Here is a 19,259-nt window from a genome sequence, read left to right as displayed (position 1 = left end):
CGATGCGCGCAGGCGTGACCGCCAAGGCCCTGGCCCTCCTCGTCGTCGCCCTCGCGGCCGCGCCGGCAAGCGCGCAGGAACTGGTGCAGCTCGCCGCCAACGACGGGGGCGACACGGCCTGGATCCTGGCCGCGGCAGCGATCGCCCTGCTCGCCGCATTGCCCGGCCTTGCACTCTATTACGCCGGCCGTACGCCGCCCCATGCCGCCGCCTCGATCGCGCTCCAGGTCGGCGCGATCGCGGCCATGGTATCGCTCGCCTGGGTCACGATCGGCTACACGCTCGCCTTCGGCCCGGTGACGCTGGGCTGGCTGGGCAACCACGCGCACTGGATGCTGGCCAACCTGGGCAACGTGCGGCCGGGCACGCTGCTGCCGGAAAGCGCCTTCGTCCTGTTCCAGATGCTTTTCCCGGTCATCGCGGCCTGCCTGATGGCGGGCAGCTGGGCCGGACGCGCACGGCTGGGATGGGTGATCGCCTTTGCCGGCCTCTGGTCGCTGCTGGTCCAGGCGCCGGTGACGCACTGGCTCTGGGGTGGCGGCTGGATCGCCAGTACGCTGGGAACGCTCGATTTCGCCGGCGGCCTGACGATGCACGTGACCGCGGGCGTCTCCGCGCTGGTCGTGGCGCTCCTGCTCGGCCGGCGCGCCGGCCTGCAGGCGGGGGACGCGTTCGACGCGCGCCCCGAACTCGTCGCCGCCGGGGCCGGCACGATGTGGATCGCGTGGCTCGTCCTCAACGGAGGGAGCGCGCTGGCCGCAACCGACGATGCGTCGAGCGCGATGCTCAACGCGCACCTCGCCGCCTGCGCCGGCGCGCTCGCCTGGCTGGGGCAGGAACGGCTGGCGACCGGCCGCACGACCGTTTCGGGATGGGCGAAGGGCGTGCTTGCCGGCCTGGCGGCCGCTACGCCGGCTTCGGGTTTCGTATCGCCGGGCGCAGCGATCGTCCTGGGCGCCCTTGCCGCCGTCGCGGGCCGCGGTGTCGCGATCCTCGTGCGCGACCGGCTGGCGATCGACGATACGCTGGGCGTCTTCGCCGTCCACGGCGCAGGGGCCGCGATCGGCTCGGTACTGCTGGGCCTGTTTCTTTCCGAATCGCTGGGGGGCGTCGGTTATGCCGAGGGCATGACCATGGGCTCGCAACTGCTCGCCCAGGTCCTGGGAACCGCGGTTGTCGCGGGCTGGAGCGCGGTGGCGACCGCGATCGCGGCGCTCATGGTCAGCCTGGTCGTGCCCATGCGGGTGAGCGAGGAGGAAGAGCGGGCGGGGCTCGATGCGTCGCGCCATCGCGACCCCGCCGCCTGATCGCTCGCCCGCCGATCAATCCCCGGTCAGGATGCGATCGACTAGCTGCTTCACCGTCGGGGTGAAGTTGTTCGAATAGAACGGGTCCTGCTTGAAGCGGTAGGCCGCGTGCCCGGCGAAGGCGAGATTCTGCTGCACGTCGCCGCCGTGCGCGATGTCCTGCAGCGTCTTCTGGATGCAGAAACTGCGCGGATCGGCCAGGCGCCCGGTGGTATAGTCGTCGTGGTCCTTCCACGACGAGAACCCGCAGTGCGACAGGCAGCCCATGCAGTCGGCCTGGTCCTTGCGGATCTCGGCACGGCTTTCGGGCGTCACGAAGACGACCGTGTCGTCGGGGGTCTTCAACGCCTCGGTATAGCCTTCCGCCGCCCAGCCGCGGGCCCGGTCGCGATCCTTGGGCGTCACCCAGAAGTTCTTGCCCTTCACCCCGACATCGAGCTGGACCGTGTGTTCGCCGGCCTCGACCTTCGAATAGGGGACCTGCCGTTCGCTGCGGTGGATGAGATCCCACAGGAACGGGTTCTTGACCGCGGAGGAATAGAAACCGGTGGGCGAGAACTTGTGCAGCAGCACGTCGCCCGGCTCCAGCGTGCGCAGCATGTCCTTCCACTGCTGCGGGATCGGGCTTTCTTCCGTCAGCAGCGGACGGGTGCCGAACTGGAAGGCGATCTTGCCCAGTTCGGGGTTGTCGATCCAGTTCTCCCACTCGCGCAGGAACCAGACACCGCCGGCCATGACGATCGGCACGTCTTCCGACACGCCTTCCTTGCGCATCGTCTCGCGCAGCGCCTTGACGCGGGGATAGGGATCTTCGGGCCGGGTCGGGTCTTCGGCGTTGGAAAGGCCGTTGTGCCCGCCGGCGAGCCAGGGGTCTTCGTAGACCACGGCGGCCATCAGCTCGCTCACCTTGTGATAGCTGCGCTTCCACAGCGCGCGAAAGGCCCGGGCGGAACTGATGATCGGCAGGTAACTGACGTTGAAACGCGCCGCGATCTCGGCCAGCTTGTAGGGCATGCCCGCCCCGCAGGTGACGCCGGTGACGAGGCCGCGGGTCCGCTCCAGCACGCCTTCCAGCACCTGTTGCGCGCCGCCCATTTCCCACAGGACGTTGATGTTGATCGCGCCCTTGCCGCCGGCGACGTCGTAGGCGCGGCGCACCTGTTCCGTCGCGCCGTCGATGGCGTAGCGGATCAGCTGCTCGTGGCGCTCCTTGCGCGTAAGCTGGTCATAGACCTGCGGCACGATCTTGCCTTCGGCATCGTAGCTGTCGGCGTTGACCGCGCTGACGGTGCCGATGCCGCCGGCCGCAGCCCAGGCCCCCGAACTCATGTGATTGGTCGCCGAAACGCCCTTGCCGCCTTCGATCAGCGGCCAGACCTCGCGTCCGCCGTAAACTATCGGGCTGAGCCCCTTGAATGCCATTGAACCTGTTATCCTCGTAGCGGCCTACCGGGCCGCGTTTCCATTACCCTGCCCCGCCGATCCGCGGCACGGCTTGATCTCTTCCGGTTCGGGCCTCTTAGCGGCCCGCTTGAACTGTGCATAGTACCCGGCCAGCTCCGGCGCGTCGTGAAACGTGTCGAGCTCGAACCCTACGGCCTTGAATTCGCAGGCAAGCAGCAGGGGCTCTATCCCGTGCTGGTCGGCCGGACGGTTGACGTCGACCACGATCACCCGCCCGCCTTCGCGCAGCGCCGGCCACAACCGCCACAGGAAGGCGTAGGGTTCGCGCACCTCGTGATACATGTGCACCATGAAGACGCGATCGAAGCTCGCCGGCGGCAGCTTGGGATCGTCCCCCGCCCCCAGCTTGATCGACACATTGTCGAGCCGCTGCCGCTCGACCCGCAGCGCCAGCCGGTCGAGCGCCTCGCGGTCGATATCCTGGGCGAGGACGCGCCCGTCCTCCCCAACGCGGCCCGCCAGGCGCACCGTGTAATAGCCTTCGCCCGCGCCGATGTCGGCCACGCTCATCCCCGGCGATATCTCCGCCAGGTCCATGACCTTGCGCGCTTCGCCGACGCTGTCGCGCGCCGTCTCGGTGGAAAACTGGTTGCCGCCCAGTTCGGACACCGGCCGGTCGGGCGTGGGGAACGGCTGCGCCGTTTCCGGCCGGTCGGAATCGACGGGCTCGCAGCCTGCCAGGGCCAGCAGCGTGGCGCCGCACAGAAGAGGCAGGAGCTTCCGCATGATCCCGGGACCTAGCGCGCCGCGGCGCGGGTGGCAAAAACCTTCGGCATGGCGGACTGTCAGTCGACGTCCTCGACCTCGACCGCCTCGCCGGTGACCCGCTGGGCCAGCGCGGCCGAGATGAACGGGTCGAGCGCCCCGTCGAGCACGTCGTCGGGCGAGGTGGAGGTCACGCCCGTGCGCAGGTCCTTGACCATCTGGTAGGGCTGGAGGACGTAGCTGCGGATCTGGTGGCCCCAGCCGATGTCGCTCTTGCTCGCGTGTTCGGCGCTGGCGGCCTCCTCGCGCTTGCGCAGCTCCTCCTCGTAAAGGCGGGCGCGCAGCATGTTCATCGCCGTGTCGCGGTTCTTGTGCTGGCTGCGGTCGTTCTGGCTCGCGACCACGATGCCGCTCGGCACGTGGGTGATCCGCACGGCCGAGTCGGTCGTATTGACGTGCTGCCCGCCGGCGCCGCTGGCGCGGTAGGTGTCGATCTTGAGGTCGGCGGGATTGATCTCGATCGCGATATTGTCGTCGATCACCGGATAGACCCAGACCGAGCTGAAGCTGGTGTGCCGCCGCGCCGCGCTGTCGTAGGGGCTGATGCGGACCAGCCGGTGGACCCCGCTCTCGGTCTTCGCATAGCCATAGGCGTTCTCGCCCTTCAGCAGCAGGGTCGCGCTCTTGATCCCGGCCTGCTCGCCCGCCTGGTATTCGACGGTCTCGACCTTGAACCCGCGCCGCTCGGCCCAGCGGGCATACATGCGCAGCAGCATTTCCGCCCAGTCCTGGCTCTCGGTGCCGCCGGCCCCGGCGTGGATTTCCAGATAGGTGTCGTTGGCATCGGCCTCGCCCGCCAGCAGGGCCTGGACCTTGTCGGCATCTGCCCTTTCGGCCAGCTTCTCGAGGCTCGCCAGGCCGTCGGCAACGACGTCGTCGTCGCCTTCCGCCTCGCCCATCTCGACGAATTCGATCGCATCGCTCTTCTCGCTCTCGATCTCGCGCACGGTGCGCACGGCGTCCTCGAGGCGCTTCTGTTCGCGCGTGATCGCCTGCGCTTCCTTCGGGTCGTCCCACAAGGTCGGGTCCTGCACGCGCGCGCTCAGTTCGTCGAGCCGGCGCAGGGCGCGGTCCCAGTCGAGCGACTGGCGGACGAGCGCGAGCGCGGCATCGATACGGTCGATATGGGCCTGCCCCTCGGCACGCATGAATTTCTTCTCCGATCAGGAATTTGGCCGCCCGCTTAGCCGAGCGCGCCCGATTGGGAAAGGGTGCCGCCTCAATCGCCGGCGGCCAGCCTGCGCACCGCGGAGAGGGTCAGGCGAACGTGATCGCGGTAATCGGCATCCGAGTGGACGAAGGCGATACGGCCGCTGCGATCGATGACGTAGCTGACGCGCTGCGTCAGCCCGGTGTCGCGGCCCTCGCGCTGCAGCGCAACGTCGTATGCGCGCACGATCTGCGGGGTGGCGACGCCGACGGCAAAGCGATCGCGGCATTCCTCGGTCGAAAACCGCTTCAGCGTTTCCAGGTCGTCGGCCGACATGCCGATCACCGTCGCGCCGGCGGCGGAGAAAGCTTCGGACGCCTCGGCAAACTGGCGCGCTTCGAGCGTGCACCCCCTGGTGAAGGCCTTGGGGTAGAAATAGAGGACGACCGGCCCCCGGGCGAGCGCGGCGCGCAGGCTGAACGCCATCGCCTCGCCGCCGAGCGCGGCCCGCGTCGTGAATGCCGGCGCCTTCGCACCGACCGGAAGCTCGGCCGCCGCCGGCGCCGCGCAGAAAACCGCCAGGATTGCGGCGATCAGCACCTTGCGCATGTCGTCTCTCCCTGCCGGCCGGGCGCGGATCGGCGCGGCCTCAATAGATGCCGCCCTGGTCCTCGACGAAATCGGACGGCTCGTTGTGATCGCCCGCCCCGGGGCCGGCGGATTGCCCGGCCGACTGCCCGCGCCGGATCAGTTCCAGGATCTCGCGCCGCTTGGCCTCGATCGCGTCGGCCCGGGTGCGCCGCGGCGGCTCGGTATCGGGCTTGAACGCCTCCCAGATGATCGCCGCGCGCGGATCGTCGCTCGGCCAGCCGTCGAGCACGCGCTTGCCGGAACGGCGATCGATCCGCACCATGCGTATCCCCGCGGGCGCGACGAAGGGATCGTCGGACCACCGCGCCCGCGTTTTGCGGACGAAATCCTTGAACATCGGGGCCGCCGTGTTGCCGCCCTGGACCCACCCGCCCATGTTGCGCGGCTGGTCGAAGCCGAGATAGACGCCCGCCACGACCTCGGGCGAGCCGCCCACGAACCAGGCATTGGTGGGGCCCGTCGTCGTGCCCGTCTTCCCGAACAGCGGCAGGCCGAGATCGCGCAGCCGCACCGCGGTGCCGCGGGTGACGACGCCCTGCAGCATGTGAACGACCTGGTAGGCGGTGCGCGGGTCCATCACCTGCTTGCCGCTCAGCCCCGCGCGCGGCATCGGCTTCCCGTCCCATTCGGGCATGTTGCACCGGTCGCAGGGCCGGCGATCCGCCCGCCAGATGACCTTGCCGCGCCGGTCCTGCACGTAATCGATCACCGTCGGCGCGTTCTGGCGCCCGTGGTTGGCCAGCGCCGCATAGGCGTTGACCATCTTGAGGACAGTCGTGTCCCCCGCCCCCAGCGCGAAGGCGGGATAAGGTTCGTAACTGCCGATGCCGACCCGCTCGAAGGTCCTGATGACCTGCGGCATGCCCGCGTCCATCGCGATATGCACCGTCATCAGGTTGCGGCTCTGCTCCAGCCCCCAGCGCATCGTGTGGACGCCGCCCCCGCCGCCGCCAAAGTTGCGGAAGCACTTTTCACCCAGGCGTGCGCCCTGGTAATAGCAGAACGTCTGGTCCGGCACCTGCGAGGCCGGCGTCATCCCGTGGTCGAGGCCAGTCGCATAGACGAAGGGCTTGATCGTCGAGCCCGGCTGGCGTTCGGCCTGGGTGGCGCGGTTGAAATCGCCCAGCCGGCTGTCGAACCCGCCCTGCATTGCCAGAACACGCCCGGTCAGGGGGTCCATCGCCACGAAGCCGCCGGAAACTTCCGGCACCGAGCGCAGGCGATAACCGGCCCCGGCCTTCTCCACCGCCACGACGTCGCCGACCTTCAGCGCGTCGGGAAAGCCGGACAGCGGGTGGCTCTCGCCATTGGTCAGGCCGATCGTGGCCGACGATCCGCTGCGCGCCGTGACGACGCCGATCCGCCAGCCGCGGTAATTGATGCCGAGGTTGGAGGAGCGCAGCTGCGCGATCAGCTCGCCGTTGTCCGGATCGATCGTGGCCACCGGTCCGGGCCAGCCCCGGTTGCCGTGATAGCGGATCATGCCGCCGCGCAGCGCGTCGCGCGCCGCCGCCTGCATTTCCGGATCGAGCGAGGTGCGCACCCACAGGCCGCCGGCATAGACGCTGTTCGGCCCGTCTTCGGCGTTCTCGCCGAAATCCTCGATCAGCTGGCGGCGCACTTCCTCGAAGAAATAGCCGGCATCGGCGGAACTGTACTGCGCCCGGCTGGGCTGCAGGCCCAGCGGCTGCGCCTGCGCCTCGGCCGCCTGCGCCTCGGTAATGAAGTCGTTGGCCGCCATCTGGTCGAGCACGAAGTTGCGCCGCGCCAGCGCCAGGTCGTGATGCTGGCTGCGCCCGTAACGCTCGGGCGCCTTGGGCAGGATCGCCAGGAACGCCATCTCGTGCAGCGCCAGCTCGCCCACGTCCTTGTCGAAATAGGCCCGCGACGCTGCCTGGACGCCGAAGCTGCGCCGCCCCAGCGGGATCTCGTTCAGGTAGAGCTCGAGGATCTGCTCCTTGGTCAGCGCGCCCTCGATCCGCCGGGCCAGGATCATTTCCTTGAGCTTGCGAGTGATCGAATACTCGTTCGACAGCAGGATGTTCTTCGCCACCTGCTGGGTGATGGTGGAACCGCCCACCGCGCGTTCGCCGGATCCCAGCTTGCTGACATAGTCGATCACGGCCCCGGTCAGGCCGCCGATGTCGATGCCGCCGTGGCTGAAGAAGGTCTTGTCCTCGGCCGCAAGGTAGGCCTCGATCAGGGTCTCGGGGAAATCGGCATATTGCAACTGCACCCGCCGTTCGCGTGCGTAGGAATGGACGATCTCCCCGTCGGCCGCGCGCACCATCGTCGGCAGCGGCGGTTCGTATTCAAGCAGCATCTCCGCATCGGGCAGCCCGCGCGCCAGCAGGGCCCAGACAGCCAGCCACAGCACCAGCAGCGCGCCCAGCGCGACCGCTCCCCAGCGGAACCAGCGCCTTTCGCGCCAGCTCGTCGCGAGCCAGTTCAGCGCGCCCGAGGCGTCGCGACGAATGCGGTAGCGAAAGTATTCGGTTGTAGAGGGTTCGGCCATGGTCGAGGCGTCTCTAGCACGCAGCTTCGGCGGAATGCCATATGGTTTAGGTGCCGGCCTGGCGGGCGAAGTAGATCCGGATCGCACGCGCCATGACGCCGGCAAAACGCTCGCGCGCCTCGGGGCTGGCGAGGCGCCGCGCGTCTTCCGGATTGGTGATGAAGCCGGCTTCGTAAAGCACGGCCGGCACGTCGGGCGCGCGCAGCACGGCCAGCGCCGCCGACCGGCGCGGGCGCGGGTGGAAGACCAGTTCCCCTTCCCCCTCGCGCACGATCAGCCCGGCGAACTCGGCCGATGCCTCCTGCACCCGGCGCTGCGACAGTTCGACCAGGATCGCGCTGACATCGGCATCCTGCCCTTCGATCCGCACGCCGTTGACCCGGTCGGCCTCGTTCTCCCGTTCGGCGAAGCGCGCCGCGGCCTCGCTCGAGGCCCGGGCCGAAAGGGTATAGATGCTCGCCCCGCTCGCGCGGCTCGCTTCGCCGGCCGAATCCGCGTGGATCGACACGAACAGGTCGGCGTCGAGCCGGCGGGCGATCTCGGGCCGTTCGTCGAGCACGAGGAAACGATCGTCCTCGCGCGTCAGGGCGACCCTGACCCCGCCGTCCGCCACCAGCCTGTCGCGCAGGGCCATGGCGAGCGCCAGGGCGATGTCCTTTTCCCGGTACCCCTCGACGCTGGCGCCCGGGTCCTTCCCCCCGTGGCCGGGGTCGATCACCACCAGCGGCCGCGACCGGTCCGGCGGGCCGTGGATCGTGGGCAGGCCGACCGGGTCGCCCGCCTCGGGCAGGGCCACGCGCACCACGTAGTCGCGCCCCAGGTGCGGCACCGGGATCGACAGGCCGAGCAGGTACAGCGCCGCCAGGAAAACCGGCGGCGCCAGGAAGATCAGCCATATCTGAAGCCGCATGGACATTGCGCCCGGTTGTTAGGGTGTTGCGGGCAGGATGCGCAACATGGTTGCCGAACGAATGGCGGGATGCTAGCTCTGCAAGGCCGAAATTCCGGCCCGCCACAGCCCGACGCCGCTATCCGGCGCGGGAACCAAACGGGCCCCAGGCTCGCCGGCAGCTTCCTGCTCCGGCGCTCGCAACAGGTTGATGCAGTTCATGAGAAGCCTCTCCCCGAGCATGACCACCCCGCCACAGGCGGGCGTCGTCGCGCTGGCGGGCCGGGCGGCGCGACACAGGCGCATTCGCATGATTGCAGACACATCATTCCGGCACCGCGAAAAGGTTCGCGGCGTCCGGTTCGACATTGCCGCCCATCGCCAGGCGATCGGCGGATCCCACTTATTTGCGCAGACGATCCCGGCCGGCGACAGCCCGCCCGGACGCGCACGGAGATTTTTACATGGCAACGCGCATGCTTATCGATGCGCGCCACCCGGAAGAAACGCGGGTGGCGGTGCTCAAGGGCAACCGGATCGAGGAATTTGATTTCGAATCCGCCGAACATCGGCAAATCAAGGGCAATATCTACCTCGCCAAGGTAACCCGGGTCGAACCCAGCCTCCAGGCGGCCTTCGTCGATTTCGGCGGCAACCGGCACGGGTTCCTCGCCTTCAGCGAGATCCACCCCGACTACTACCAGATCCCGAAGGAAGACCGCGAACAGCTCCTGGCCGAAGAGGCCGAGGCTGCCGAGGAAGAAGCGCGCCTGCGCGCCGAGGAAGAGGAACGCGGCGACGTTCCGGGCGACGAGTACGACGCCGACGACGAGACCGGCGAATCGCTGGTCGAGGAATTCGCCGAGGACGGGGTCGAGGAAATCGACACGTCCGAGAAGGACAAGGTCGCCACGATCGAGGAAGGCCAGGTCGCGAACGGCGACGACGATGGCGACGACGACAGCGACGACGAGGAAGAAGGCAACGGTTCGCGCCGCGGCCGCCGGGGTCGCGGCCGCCGCCAGGGCAAGGGCCGCGCGCGGGCCAAGGAAGTGGACGAGGTCCGCGCCCGGCGCCAGGCGCTGCGCCGCCGCTACAAGATCCAGGACGTGATCCAGCGCCGGCAGGTCCTGCTGGTCCAGGTGGTCAAGGAAGAACGCGGCAACAAGGGTGCCGCGCTGACGACCTACCTCAGCCTCGCCGGCCGCTACACCGTGCTGATGCCCAACAGCAGCCACGGCGGCGGCATCTCGCGCAAGATTTCCAGCGCCAGCGATCGCAAGCGGCTGAAGCAGATCGTCGGCGATCTCAAGCTGCCGCGCACGATGGGCCTGATCGTCCGCACGGCCGGCCTCCAGCGCACCAAGACCGAGATCAAGCGCGACTTCGACTATCTCGCGCGCCTGTGGGACGAGATCCGCGAGAAGACGCTTTCCTCCAGCGCCCCCACGCTGATCCATTCGGACAGCGACCTGATCAAGCGGGCGATTCGCGACATCTACAACCGCGAGATCGAGGAAGTCGTGGTCGAGGGCGAAGCCGGCTACCGCTCGGCGAAGGAGTTCATGAAGCTCCTGATGCCCAGCCACGCCCGGCGGGTGAAGGCCTATTCCGACCCGGTCCCCCTGTTCCAGCGCTATGGCGCGGAGGACCAGCTGCGCGCGATGTACGACCCGGTCGTGCAGTTGAAGAGCGGCGGCTATCTGGTCATCAACCCGACCGAGGCGCTCGTCTCGATCGACATCAACTCCGGCCGTTCGACCAAGGAACACGGGATCGAGCAGACGGCCCTGTCCACCAACCTCGAAGCGGCCAAGGAAATCGCGCGCCAGCTGCGCCTGCGCGACATGGCCGGCCTGGTGGTGATCGACTTCATCGACATGGAGTACAACTCCAACAACCGGAAGGTCGAACGCGCGCTGAAAGACGCGCTGAAGAGCGACCGGGCGCGGATCCAGGTCGGCCGCATTTCCGGCTTCGGCCTGATGGAGATGAGCCGGCAGCGCCTGCGCACGGGCGTGCTGGAAGCGACCACCCGCGAATGCCCGCACTGCGACGGCACCGGCCTTGTCCGCACGGCATCGAGCGCGGGCCTTTCGGCCCTGCGCCTGATCGAGGACGAAGCGGCCAAGGGCAAGGGCACGGTCATCACGCTGGCCGCCAGCACCGAGGCGGCGGTCTACCTGCTCAATTCCAAGCGCGACGACCTGGTCGAGATCGAGCGCCGTTACGGCGTCACCGTCGAAGTCGTGCCCGAGGGTGAGGAAGAAGGCGCGAAGATGAGCGTCTCCAGCTCCGGGCCCAAGCCGGCGCAGGCACCGAAGTTCGAACCGATCGTCGACGACGAGGACGAGCCCGAGGCCGACGAACAGGCCGAGGACCGCGACGACGAGGACGACGACAACGGCAACCGCAAGCGCAAGCGCCGCCGCCGGGGTGGCCGCGGCCGCAACAAGGGCCGCAACGGCGACGAGGGCGGCGACGACAGGGACGACGACGAAACCGCCGGCGACGAATCCACCGGTAACGAGGACGGCGACAGCGACGGCGGCCCCGCCTCGGAAGAGGACGAGGGCAAGCCGCGCAAGCGCCGCCGCCGGGGCGGACGCCGGCGGCGCGGCGGCCGCGATCGCGAGGACGGCGATAACGCCGGCGAAAGCGAGATCGAGACGCCCGAAGCGGTCGCCGAACGCGTGAGCGAGGACATGGCCGTCGCCCCGGGCGCCGAAGCGACCGCGGACGCGCCGGACCAGCCGGCCGGGGCCGAGGAAGAACCCAAGCCGAAGAAGCGCACGCGCCGCAAGAAGGCCGAAGACGGGGAGGAGGCTGCTCCGCCGGCCAAGCGCAAGCCGCGTGCCAAGGCGAAGGCCAAGGACGCGGCGGCGGAAGAGCCGGCCGGCGACTCCCCCGCGGAAACCCCGGCGGCCGAAGCCGAGACCGAGGAGGCTCCGAAGCCCAAGCGGCGCACCCGGCGCAAGAAGGCCGAGGAGGCGCAGGCACCCGCAGCCGAAAGCGCTGGCCCCGCCAAGGCCGAAGCCGAAGCGGAGGCCGAGGCACCGGCTGAAAAGCCCAAGCGCACGCGCCGGCGCAAGAAGGCCGACGATGAACCGGCCCCGCAAGCCCCGCCTGCGGAAAGCCGCGAGGAGCCGGCCTCCGCGCCCCAGACCGCCGATGCCGCCGCACCGGCAGACGAGAGCGAGGCCGAGACCGCGCCCGCCGCGCAGGAGGAAGGCAAGACGTCCTCTCCGCGCCGCGGCTGGTGGCAGCGCACTTTCGGGCAGTAAGCCGCAACAGGCGCCGACGAAGGGGCGGAATGGCCCGCGTGTTGCGTGCACGCGGATCGTTCCGCCCCTTCTCGCTGTTCGCACCGCTGCCGCGATCCCTGCCCAGCGAGCCGGTGCAAGAGGGCTCTGGCGGCGCGCCGCGTTCGCGCCTAGATGGCGGGCCTGTCCCAACCGACGAGACCCCCCGATGCCCGATTCTCCCCAGCCCCTGCGCATTCCCGACGACGCCAAGGAGCGCGTCCGCCTGCTGTTCATGGCCAAGCACGTCCTGTGGGGGGGCGGGATGCATCCCGAAGACGGCAACCACGCGATCTATCACCACGAAGTGCGCACGACGCTGGAAAGCCTCGGCCTCAACCTCCGGTTCGCGGATACGTACAAGGCGCTGTTCGAGCGGCCGGAGGTCGATTTCGTCTTCCCGCTCCTCAACCGTGGCGGCTTCGTCAACAGCGAGATGCTGATCCCGCTGCTGTGCAACATGCACCGCATCCCCTATCTCGGCGCGATGCCGTTCCTGCGCGGGATGGGCGACGACAAGTCGGTGTCGAAGCTGGCGGCCGCCCACGCCGGCGTGCCCACTGCCCCGTGGTTCTGTTATCGCCGGGGCGGCCCCGTGCTGGAAAAGGACCTGCCGCCCGCGCCCGGGGGCCGGTGGGTGATCAAGCCCAATGCCTCCTCCGCCAGCTGGGGCATCTCGGATGCCTCCGACTGGAACGGGGTGGCCAATGCCATCGCCGACATCCACGGCCAGGGCCACGACGCGATCGTGGAGCCCTACCTCGACGGTTACGACATCCAGTGCGCGTTCATCACCATCCGCGACGAGCCGGTCGCCCTGCCCATGCTGTGGTACGAGCGCGAGGACACGCAGAAGCTGTGGACCTATTACGAGAAGCGCGATCTGGTCCAGAACACCGAGAAGGCGGCGCTGAAGCGTTTCGACCATGCCGAGTTCGCCCCGCGGATCGAGGCCATGGCCCGCAAGGTCGCGCAGGAATTCGTGCCCTTCGACTATGGCCGGATCGAGTTCCGGCTGGATCTCGCCACCGGCGACGTGAATTTCATCGAGATCAATCTCAACTGCAACCTGTGGTCGGAAAAGGTCATGGCCAAGGCGGCGGCCCAGGCCGGCTTCAGCCACGGCGACCTGATCGAGACGCTCCTGGCCGAATCCTGGCGGCGCAACGCGCTGATCGCGGGCTAGCCCGCGCCGCCTGTCAGGCGACGGCTTCGCACTGGCGCAGGGCCTCCGTCACGAGCTCGAAATGCGCGGCAAAGGCCGCTTCGCAGGCAGACTGCGACAGGGGCGCGAGAGCGGCGATCTGCGGCATCGACAGGCCGAGGCGCAAGGTCCCGCCCCAGCCCCCGCAGGGCAGGCGCACGCTCCTGACCGGCTGGCCCAGCCGGATGCCCCCACGCGCGAGCCGCGCGTGCAGCGATACGGCGCCATCGAAGCTCCGCGCCGCCGGCAGGGCCGAGACGTCGAGGGTCGCCAGCGTGGCGAGGAGATCGGCGTGCGGCGCGGCGCGCTGGCCGGTGTCGGTGTCGGTGTCGGGGTCGGGGTCGGCGGAGCGTTCGACTTCGCGCAAGTGCAGCGGCGCGACCAGGCCCTGCCGCAGGGCACGCTGGAAGGCATCGATCACGCGCGAGACCGCATCCGCCGGCAGGGCGCGGAACCGCTCCAGTTCGAACAGCGCCCCCTCCAGCCGCGTGGCCAGCCCCGGGTTGCCCCGATCGGGCAGCGCCTCGCGCCCGTTCCAGCCTTGTGGCCATTCGGCCCGGCGGAACAGGGCATCGAACCCGGCGGGCAGCGGCGGCGCGCGGCGCACGAGGGCGGCGGGCACGAGCGCCCAGCCGCTGAACGCGACGCCGCCGGCAAACTTGGAACCGGTCATCAGCACGATCGCCCCGCGGTCCAGATAGGCCGCGACATCGCCGGGCGACAGGCGGACCTGGCACGCATCGACCACGGGCGTCATCGCCTGTCCCCAGCGAGCCAGCAGGCGGTCCAGGTCGTCGAGCGCGGGCAGGATCAGGCCGGTCTTCGATCCGTGGACGACATGGACCAGCGCGTGGCGTCCGCCGGCGCGAGCGCGCGCGATCTCCCCCTCGATGCTGGCGGCGATCTGGCCGCTGGTGCGCGCCAGCCCCCGCCCGCAGCGCACCGGGATGTCGGTCAGCGACACGGCCTCCAGCCCGGGCACGCTTTCGCCGGGTACGACGGTGCGGCCGGGCGCGGTGCGATCGTTGAAATAACGCCCGGCCGCCGAATGAACGCACCCCCGCCCCACCTCGTCCGCGCCGAGCAGGACATTGTGGACGCCCCCGGGCGAGCGATCGATCGTCGCGGCCAGCGCCACATATTCGAGGTCGGTCCCCGACGGCGCGAAGACGACATCGACATCGCCGCCCAGCCCGAACGCGCCGCGCAGGCGCCCGCGCATGCCCTCCAGCAAGGCGCCATAGTCCCCGTCCGCCGGCCGACCCTGGCCGAGCAGGTGGCGGAAGGCATCGCGCGAGATGTCGTTGGCCGTGGAGGAAGCATAGGCGACGATGTCGCGCGGGTACGGACCCGACATGTAGCGGTTGAGGCCGGTTTGCGGATCGAGTGCCAGCCGCTCGTCGCCGCCGCTGCAAAGCCGGGCGACCAGTTCATGGGCGCGTGGATCGTCCGCGAACTCGCGCGACATCTGGCTGGTGGCTGTTCGCATCGACGACCCGGATGGCTTTTTCGCTTGCGTGCAGACCTAACAGACCTAGGGACGCATTCCAGCGAATTTGCTGCACCGCGACAAACGCCGCAGCGCAACAAGGGCAATCGTTCGTGACCGCACTGCGTCCCATGACCATCGATGCCGCGGCCCGGGAGCGGCTCCGCATCCTCTTCATCGCCAAGAACGCCCTGTGGGACGGCGAACTGCACCCCGAAGACGGCAATCACGCGCTCTATCACCGCGAGATGCGCCAGGTGCTCGAAGGCCTGGGCCTGAACCTCGTCATCGCCGACCGGTTCGAGGTTCTGTTCGAAAACCCCGAGATCGATTTCGTCTTCCCCCTGCTCAACCGGGCCGGTTTCTTCAATTCGGAAATGCTCTGTCCGCTGCTGTGCGAGCGCAAGGGCATACCCTACCTCGGGGCCAGCCCGATCCTGCGCGGGCTGGCGGACGACAAGCACCTGGCCAAGCGGGCGGCGCGCGCGGCCGACGTGCCGACCGCGCCCTGGGCGATCTTTCGCCGCGGCGCCCCGGTGGACCTGTCCGCCGTGCCGCCGGCCACCCGCTACGTGGTGAAGCCCAATGCCTCGTCGGCCAGCTGGGGCGTCAACGATGCGACCGACCTCGCCAGCGTGGAGCGCGCCGTCGCCGATGTCCACGCGCTGGGTCACGACGCGATCGTCGAACCGTTCCTGCAAGGCAGCGACGTCGAAGTGCCGGTTATCACCGTCAGGGGGGAGCCGACGATCCTGCCGATGATGATCTTCCGCCAGGCCGATCCCTCGCACCTGCGCACCTACCGGGAGAAGCGCGATCTCGTGGACCGGAGCCAGAAATACTCGCTCGACCCGTTCGAGAACGCGGACATGGCCGCGCGGATCGCCGACCTGACGCGCAAGGCGTGGAACGAGTATCGGCCGTTCGACTATGGCCGGTTCGAATTCCGCGTGAACGAGGACACCGGCGAGATCACGTTCCTCGAGCTCAACCTCAACTGCAACCTCTGGTCGCAGAAGGTCTTCGGCCGCGCGGCGGCGCTGGCAGGCTGGAGCCAGCCCGAACTGATCGAGACCATCCTCGCCGAAAGCCTCGCGCGGCACGGGCTCATGGCCCGGTGAAGTTTGCGCCGCGCCCTTGCCAGCGCAATGCGAAGCGCTAGAGAGACTGCCGAAGCAACAGGATCGAACTATGGCGACCTTCACCCTCCCGAAGAACTCGAAGATCTCGCGCAAGGGCAATGTCCACCGGGCCGAAGGCGCCGCGCGGGTGCAGAAGTTCCGGATCTACCGGTACGATCCCGATAGCGGCGAAAACCCGCGCTACGACACGTTCGAGATCGACCTCGACGATTGCGGGCCGATGGTCCTCGACGCGCTGATCAAGATCAAGAACGAAGTCGATCCCACGCTCACCTTCCGCCGTTCCTGCCGCGAGGGGATCTGCGGTTCGTGCTCGATGAACATGAACGGCAAGAACGGCCTCGCCTGCACCACCGCGATGGAGGACCTGAAGGGCGAAATCCGGATCACCCCCCTGCCCCACATGGACGTGGTGAAGGACCTGGTGCCCGATTTCTCGCACTTCTACGCCCAGTACGCGTCGATCCGCCCGTGGCTGCAGACCGTTTCGACCACGCCCAGCGGCAAGGAACGCCTGCAGAGCCCCGAACAGCGCGAGAAGCTGGACGGCCTCTACGAATGCATCCTGTGCGCCTGCTGCTCGACCGCCTGCCCCAGCTACTGGTGGAATTCGGACAAGTTCCTCGGCCCGGCGATCCTGCTCCAGGCCTATCGCTGGCTGGCCGACAGCCGCGACGAGATGACCGGTGAGCGGCTCGACGCGCTGGAGGACCCGTTCCGGCTCTACCGCTGCCACACGATCATGAACTGCGCCAACGTGTGCCCCAAGGGGCTGAACCCCGCCAAGGCGATCGCCGAGACCAAGAAGATGCTGGTCGAGCGCCAGATCTGAGCGTGAACAGCGAATCTTCGGCGTTCGAATACCGCGAGCACCCCGACCATCCGGGCTGGCACACCTGGCGCCTGCGCGACGAAACGCGCTTCAATCCGGTCGTCATGGGCGAGCTGCTGGTACGGACCGAAGGGGACAGGTGCCGCCTGCGGATGTTCCCCGAACGGCGGCACACCAACCTGCAGGACATGATCCACGGCGCGGTGACGCTGGCGCTGATCGATATCTCGCTGTTCGCGGCGATGCGCACGCTGACCGATGGCGATGCCGGGCCGGCGGTGACGCTGGAGCTGTCGACCCAGTTTATCGGTGCGGGGAAAGTCGACGAGCCGCTCGACGCGGTGGTCGAGGTTCTGCGCGAGACCGGGCGCCTGCTGTTCCTGCGCGGTGAGGTCGTCCAGAGCGATCACCTGGTGGCCGGTTTCACCGCCCTGGTGCGCAAGGCCAGCCGCAAGTGAGCGCAATGCTCGCGCGGTACGAGGCGCTGGTCGCCGCGGGCGAACTGCGCCCCGATCCGCAGCAGCGCGAGGCAGCCGAACGGCTGCAATCGCTCCAGGAAGCGCTCGAGCGGCACCGCGAGCCGGGCCTGCTCGACCGCCTGTTCACACGCGCGCCGGCGCGACCGCGCGGCATCTACATGTGGGGCGGCGTGGGCCGCGGCAAGTCGATGCTGATGGACCTGTTCGTCGAGACGCTCGACATCGAGCATAAGCGCCGCGTCCATTTCCACGCCTTCATGCTGGAGGTCGACGCGCTGATCCGCGAGGAACGGGCGAAGGAAACCGGCGATCCCGTCGCTCCGGCAGCGGCCCGGATCGCGCAAGGGGTCCGCTGCCTGGCGTTCGACGAGATGGTGGTCAACAACACCGCCGATGCCGCGATCATGAGCCGGCTGTTCACCGCCCTGATCCGCGACGAGGGGGTCACCGTCGTCACCACCAGCAACCGCCCCCCGCGCGATCTCTACAAGGACGGCCTCAACCGTTCGCTGTTCCTGCCCTTCATCGACCTGGTGGAGGACGAGCTCGACGTCCTCGCGCTCAACGGCCCGGTCGATTACCGGCTCGACCGGCTGGGGGAGATCGACACCTGGCACACGCCACTGGGGCCCGAAGCGACCGCCCAGGTGCGCGAGGCCTTCTTCCGCCTGACCGACTACAAGCCCGAAGACGCCGCCCACGTGCCGAGCGCCGAGCTCGATCTCGGCGGCGGGCGCGCGCTCCACGTTCCCAAGAGCCTGAAGGGCGTGGCCGTGTTCAGTTTCAAGCGGCTGTGCGGCGAGAATCGCGGGGCGGCGGACTACCTGGCGATCGCGCGCGCCTATCACACGGTGATCGTCGTCGGCATTCCCGTCATGGGGCCCGACCGCCGCAACGAGGCCATCCGCTTCACCAAGCTGGTCGATGCGCTCTACGAACTGAGGGTCAAGCTGTTCGCCACCGCCGACGCGGAGCCGGATGGCCTCTACCCCGCGGGCGACGGCAGTTTCGAATTCGCCCGCACCGTCAGCCGACTGGAGGAAATGCGCAGCGCCGATTACATGGCCCTGGGACACGGCGCGCAAGGGTAAGCCGCCCCGGGTGCGCGGGCGCTTTCAGGCGGCCCTGGCGAGGCGCGCCTGCGCCGCGACCAGGCGGCCCATGACCTTCAGGTCCTGTTCGCGCAGCTGCAGGGCGGAATCGGCCCAAAGCTCGGTAATACGATTCAGTTCCGCCAGTTCGAGATCCCAGGCGACCTTCATCGCCCGGCGCGCGTTGACCAGCCCGGCATGGCGCCGCTCCGACTTCTTGATGAAGTCGCGGCAGGCGGACAGCCCTTCCCCGTTCTCGGCCAGCTTGTGGACCAGCCCCATGTCGTACATCTGTTCCGCGGTATACGTCTCGTTCGAAACGATCAGCCGGTCGGCCATCGCCCCGCCGAGCTTGCGGCTCAACAGCGCGTGGGCACCCATTCCGGGAAACAGGCCGAACATGATCTCGGGCAGGCCGAACGTCGCCCCCCGCTCGGCAACGATGTAATCGAACGACAGCAACGCCTCGAACCCGCCGCCGAGAGCCGCGCCCTGGACCAGCCCGACGGTCAGCATCGGGAGATCGAGCGAGGCCATGTTGCGGTGCAGGATCTTGCAGCACCGGTGCCCGTAACGGACCAGCGCCTCGCGGTCGCGCTCGCGGATCAGCCGCTGGAACAGGTCGAGGTCGCCGCCGAAGCAGAAGACGCCCGGCGCCCGGCTGCCGAGCACGAGGAAGCGCAGCGGCACTTTCTCCGGCCCGAACCCCTGCTCGATATAGACCTGCCAGTTCTCGAAATCGCTCAGCATCCGGGGCGTGAAGCTGGGACGCCCCGCCGGGTTCATGTAAGTCCACAGCGTCTGCGTGTCGTCTTCGTAGAAAACGTCGAGCTCGTGCAGGTTGAACAGCCCTTCCGGGATCGCCGCGTGCCGCCTGCTCTCGGTAACCAGCGGTTCCTCGCCCTCCCCCAGGGGGATGGCCGGGGTTTCCGAAGCCTCCCCGGCTTGCGTGCTGTCCAGCCGTGAACTCAACCGATCC

The 19,259-nt window shown here is 68.8% G+C and carries 15 protein-coding genes; 7 read left to right on the top strand and 8 right to left on the bottom strand.

Going from position 1 to position 19,259, the window contains the following annotated elements; translation table 11 throughout:
- Nucleotides 1-14 precede the first annotated feature (14 nt).
- Nucleotides 15-1,307 (top strand): ammonium transporter, encoded by a 1,293-nt coding sequence (locus GRI72_RS02315; RefSeq protein WP_337191115.1) that lies wholly within the window; start codon nt 15-17, stop codon nt 1,305-1,307.
- Nucleotides 1,308-1,322: 15 nt separating this feature from the next.
- Here GRI72_RS02315 and GRI72_RS02310 read toward each other — a convergent pair whose 3' ends face one another.
- From GRI72_RS02310 to GRI72_RS02285, 6 genes are all read right to left on the bottom strand, one after another.
- On the bottom strand, nt 1,323-2,729 hold the full coding sequence (locus GRI72_RS02310) for an NAD(P)H-dependent flavin oxidoreductase (protein ID WP_160732297.1): 1,407 nt from the start codon (nt 2,727-2,729) through the stop codon (nt 1,323-1,325).
- A 24-nt stretch (nt 2,730-2,753) separates the two neighbouring features.
- Nucleotides 2,754-3,497, bottom strand: coding sequence for a class I SAM-dependent methyltransferase (locus GRI72_RS02305; RefSeq protein ID WP_160732296.1), 744 nt, complete (start codon nt 3,495-3,497; stop codon nt 2,754-2,756).
- A gap of 59 nt (nt 3,498-3,556) precedes the next feature.
- Nucleotides 3,557-4,684 (bottom strand): peptide chain release factor 2, encoded by a 1,128-nt coding sequence (gene prfB, locus GRI72_RS02300; RefSeq protein WP_160732295.1) that lies wholly within the window; start codon nt 4,682-4,684, stop codon nt 3,557-3,559.
- A 71-nt stretch (nt 4,685-4,755) separates the two neighbouring features.
- Nucleotides 4,756-5,295 carry a peroxiredoxin gene (locus GRI72_RS02295; protein WP_160732294.1) on the bottom strand — a complete coding sequence of 180 codons (540 nt, stop codon included), beginning with the start codon at nt 5,293-5,295 and terminating at the stop codon, nt 4,756-4,758.
- A gap of 40 nt (nt 5,296-5,335) precedes the next feature.
- Nucleotides 5,336-7,852 (bottom strand): penicillin-binding protein 1A, encoded by a 2,517-nt coding sequence (locus GRI72_RS02290; protein WP_160732293.1) that lies wholly within the window; start codon nt 7,850-7,852, stop codon nt 5,336-5,338.
- Between the two features lie 46 nt (nt 7,853-7,898).
- The gene (locus GRI72_RS02285) at nt 7,899-8,768 is read right to left on the bottom strand and encodes an N-acetylmuramoyl-L-alanine amidase family protein (RefSeq protein ID WP_160732292.1); all 870 of its coding nucleotides are present in this window, start codon (nt 8,766-8,768) and stop codon (nt 7,899-7,901) included.
- 437 nt (nt 8,769-9,205) lie between these two features.
- Between GRI72_RS02285 and GRI72_RS02280 the strand changes: the two genes are divergently transcribed.
- Both GRI72_RS02280 and GRI72_RS02275 read left to right on the top strand, forming a co-directional pair.
- Nucleotides 9,206-12,025, top strand: coding sequence for an Rne/Rng family ribonuclease (locus GRI72_RS02280; protein WP_160732291.1), 2,820 nt, complete (start codon nt 9,206-9,208; stop codon nt 12,023-12,025).
- A gap of 187 nt (nt 12,026-12,212) precedes the next feature.
- Entirely contained in the window at nt 12,213-13,229 is a 1,017-nt protein-coding gene (locus GRI72_RS02275) for a D-alanine--D-alanine ligase family protein (protein ID WP_160732290.1), read from the top strand.
- A gap of 13 nt (nt 13,230-13,242) precedes the next feature.
- On the opposite strand, the gene GRI72_RS02270 is transcribed toward GRI72_RS02275, so the two are convergent.
- Nucleotides 13,243-14,736 (bottom strand): hypothetical protein, encoded by a 1,494-nt coding sequence (locus GRI72_RS02270; protein ID WP_160732289.1) that lies wholly within the window; start codon nt 14,734-14,736, stop codon nt 13,243-13,245.
- Between the two features lie 113 nt (nt 14,737-14,849).
- Between GRI72_RS02270 and GRI72_RS02265 the strand changes: the two genes are divergently transcribed.
- From GRI72_RS02265 to zapE, 4 genes are all read left to right on the top strand, one after another.
- Nucleotides 14,850-15,857, top strand: a complete 1,008-nt coding sequence (locus GRI72_RS02265) for a D-alanine--D-alanine ligase family protein (protein ID WP_337191114.1) — start codon at nt 14,850-14,852, stop codon at nt 15,855-15,857.
- Nucleotides 15,858-15,927: 70 nt separating this feature from the next.
- On the top strand, nt 15,928-16,710 hold the full coding sequence (locus tag GRI72_RS02260) for a succinate dehydrogenase iron-sulfur subunit (RefSeq protein ID WP_160732288.1): 783 nt from the start codon (nt 15,928-15,930) through the stop codon (nt 16,708-16,710).
- Nucleotides 16,711-16,712: 2 nt separating this feature from the next.
- Nucleotides 16,713-17,168 (top strand): PaaI family thioesterase, encoded by a 456-nt coding sequence (locus tag GRI72_RS02255; RefSeq protein WP_337191113.1) that lies wholly within the window; start codon nt 16,713-16,715, stop codon nt 17,166-17,168.
- The gene (gene zapE, locus GRI72_RS02250) at nt 17,165-18,280 is read left to right on the top strand and encodes a cell division protein ZapE (RefSeq protein ID WP_160732287.1); all 1,116 of its coding nucleotides are present in this window, start codon (nt 17,165-17,167) and stop codon (nt 18,278-18,280) included. The genes GRI72_RS02255 and zapE overlap by 4 nt, the downstream gene beginning before the upstream one ends.
- A 24-nt stretch (nt 18,281-18,304) precedes the next feature.
- Here zapE and GRI72_RS02245 read toward each other — a convergent pair whose 3' ends face one another.
- A complete protein-coding gene (locus tag GRI72_RS02245) occupies nt 18,305-19,252 on the bottom strand; it encodes a crotonase/enoyl-CoA hydratase family protein (RefSeq protein WP_237486687.1) in 948 nt (315 codons plus the stop codon).
- Nucleotides 19,253-19,259 lie beyond the last annotated feature (7 nt).

It is taken from the genome of Pelagerythrobacter marinus, from assembly GCF_009827515.1.
Classification (GTDB): Bacteria; Pseudomonadota; Alphaproteobacteria; order Sphingomonadales; family Sphingomonadaceae; genus Pelagerythrobacter; species Pelagerythrobacter marinus.
This window is presented reverse-complemented; position numbering and strand designations above follow the sequence as displayed.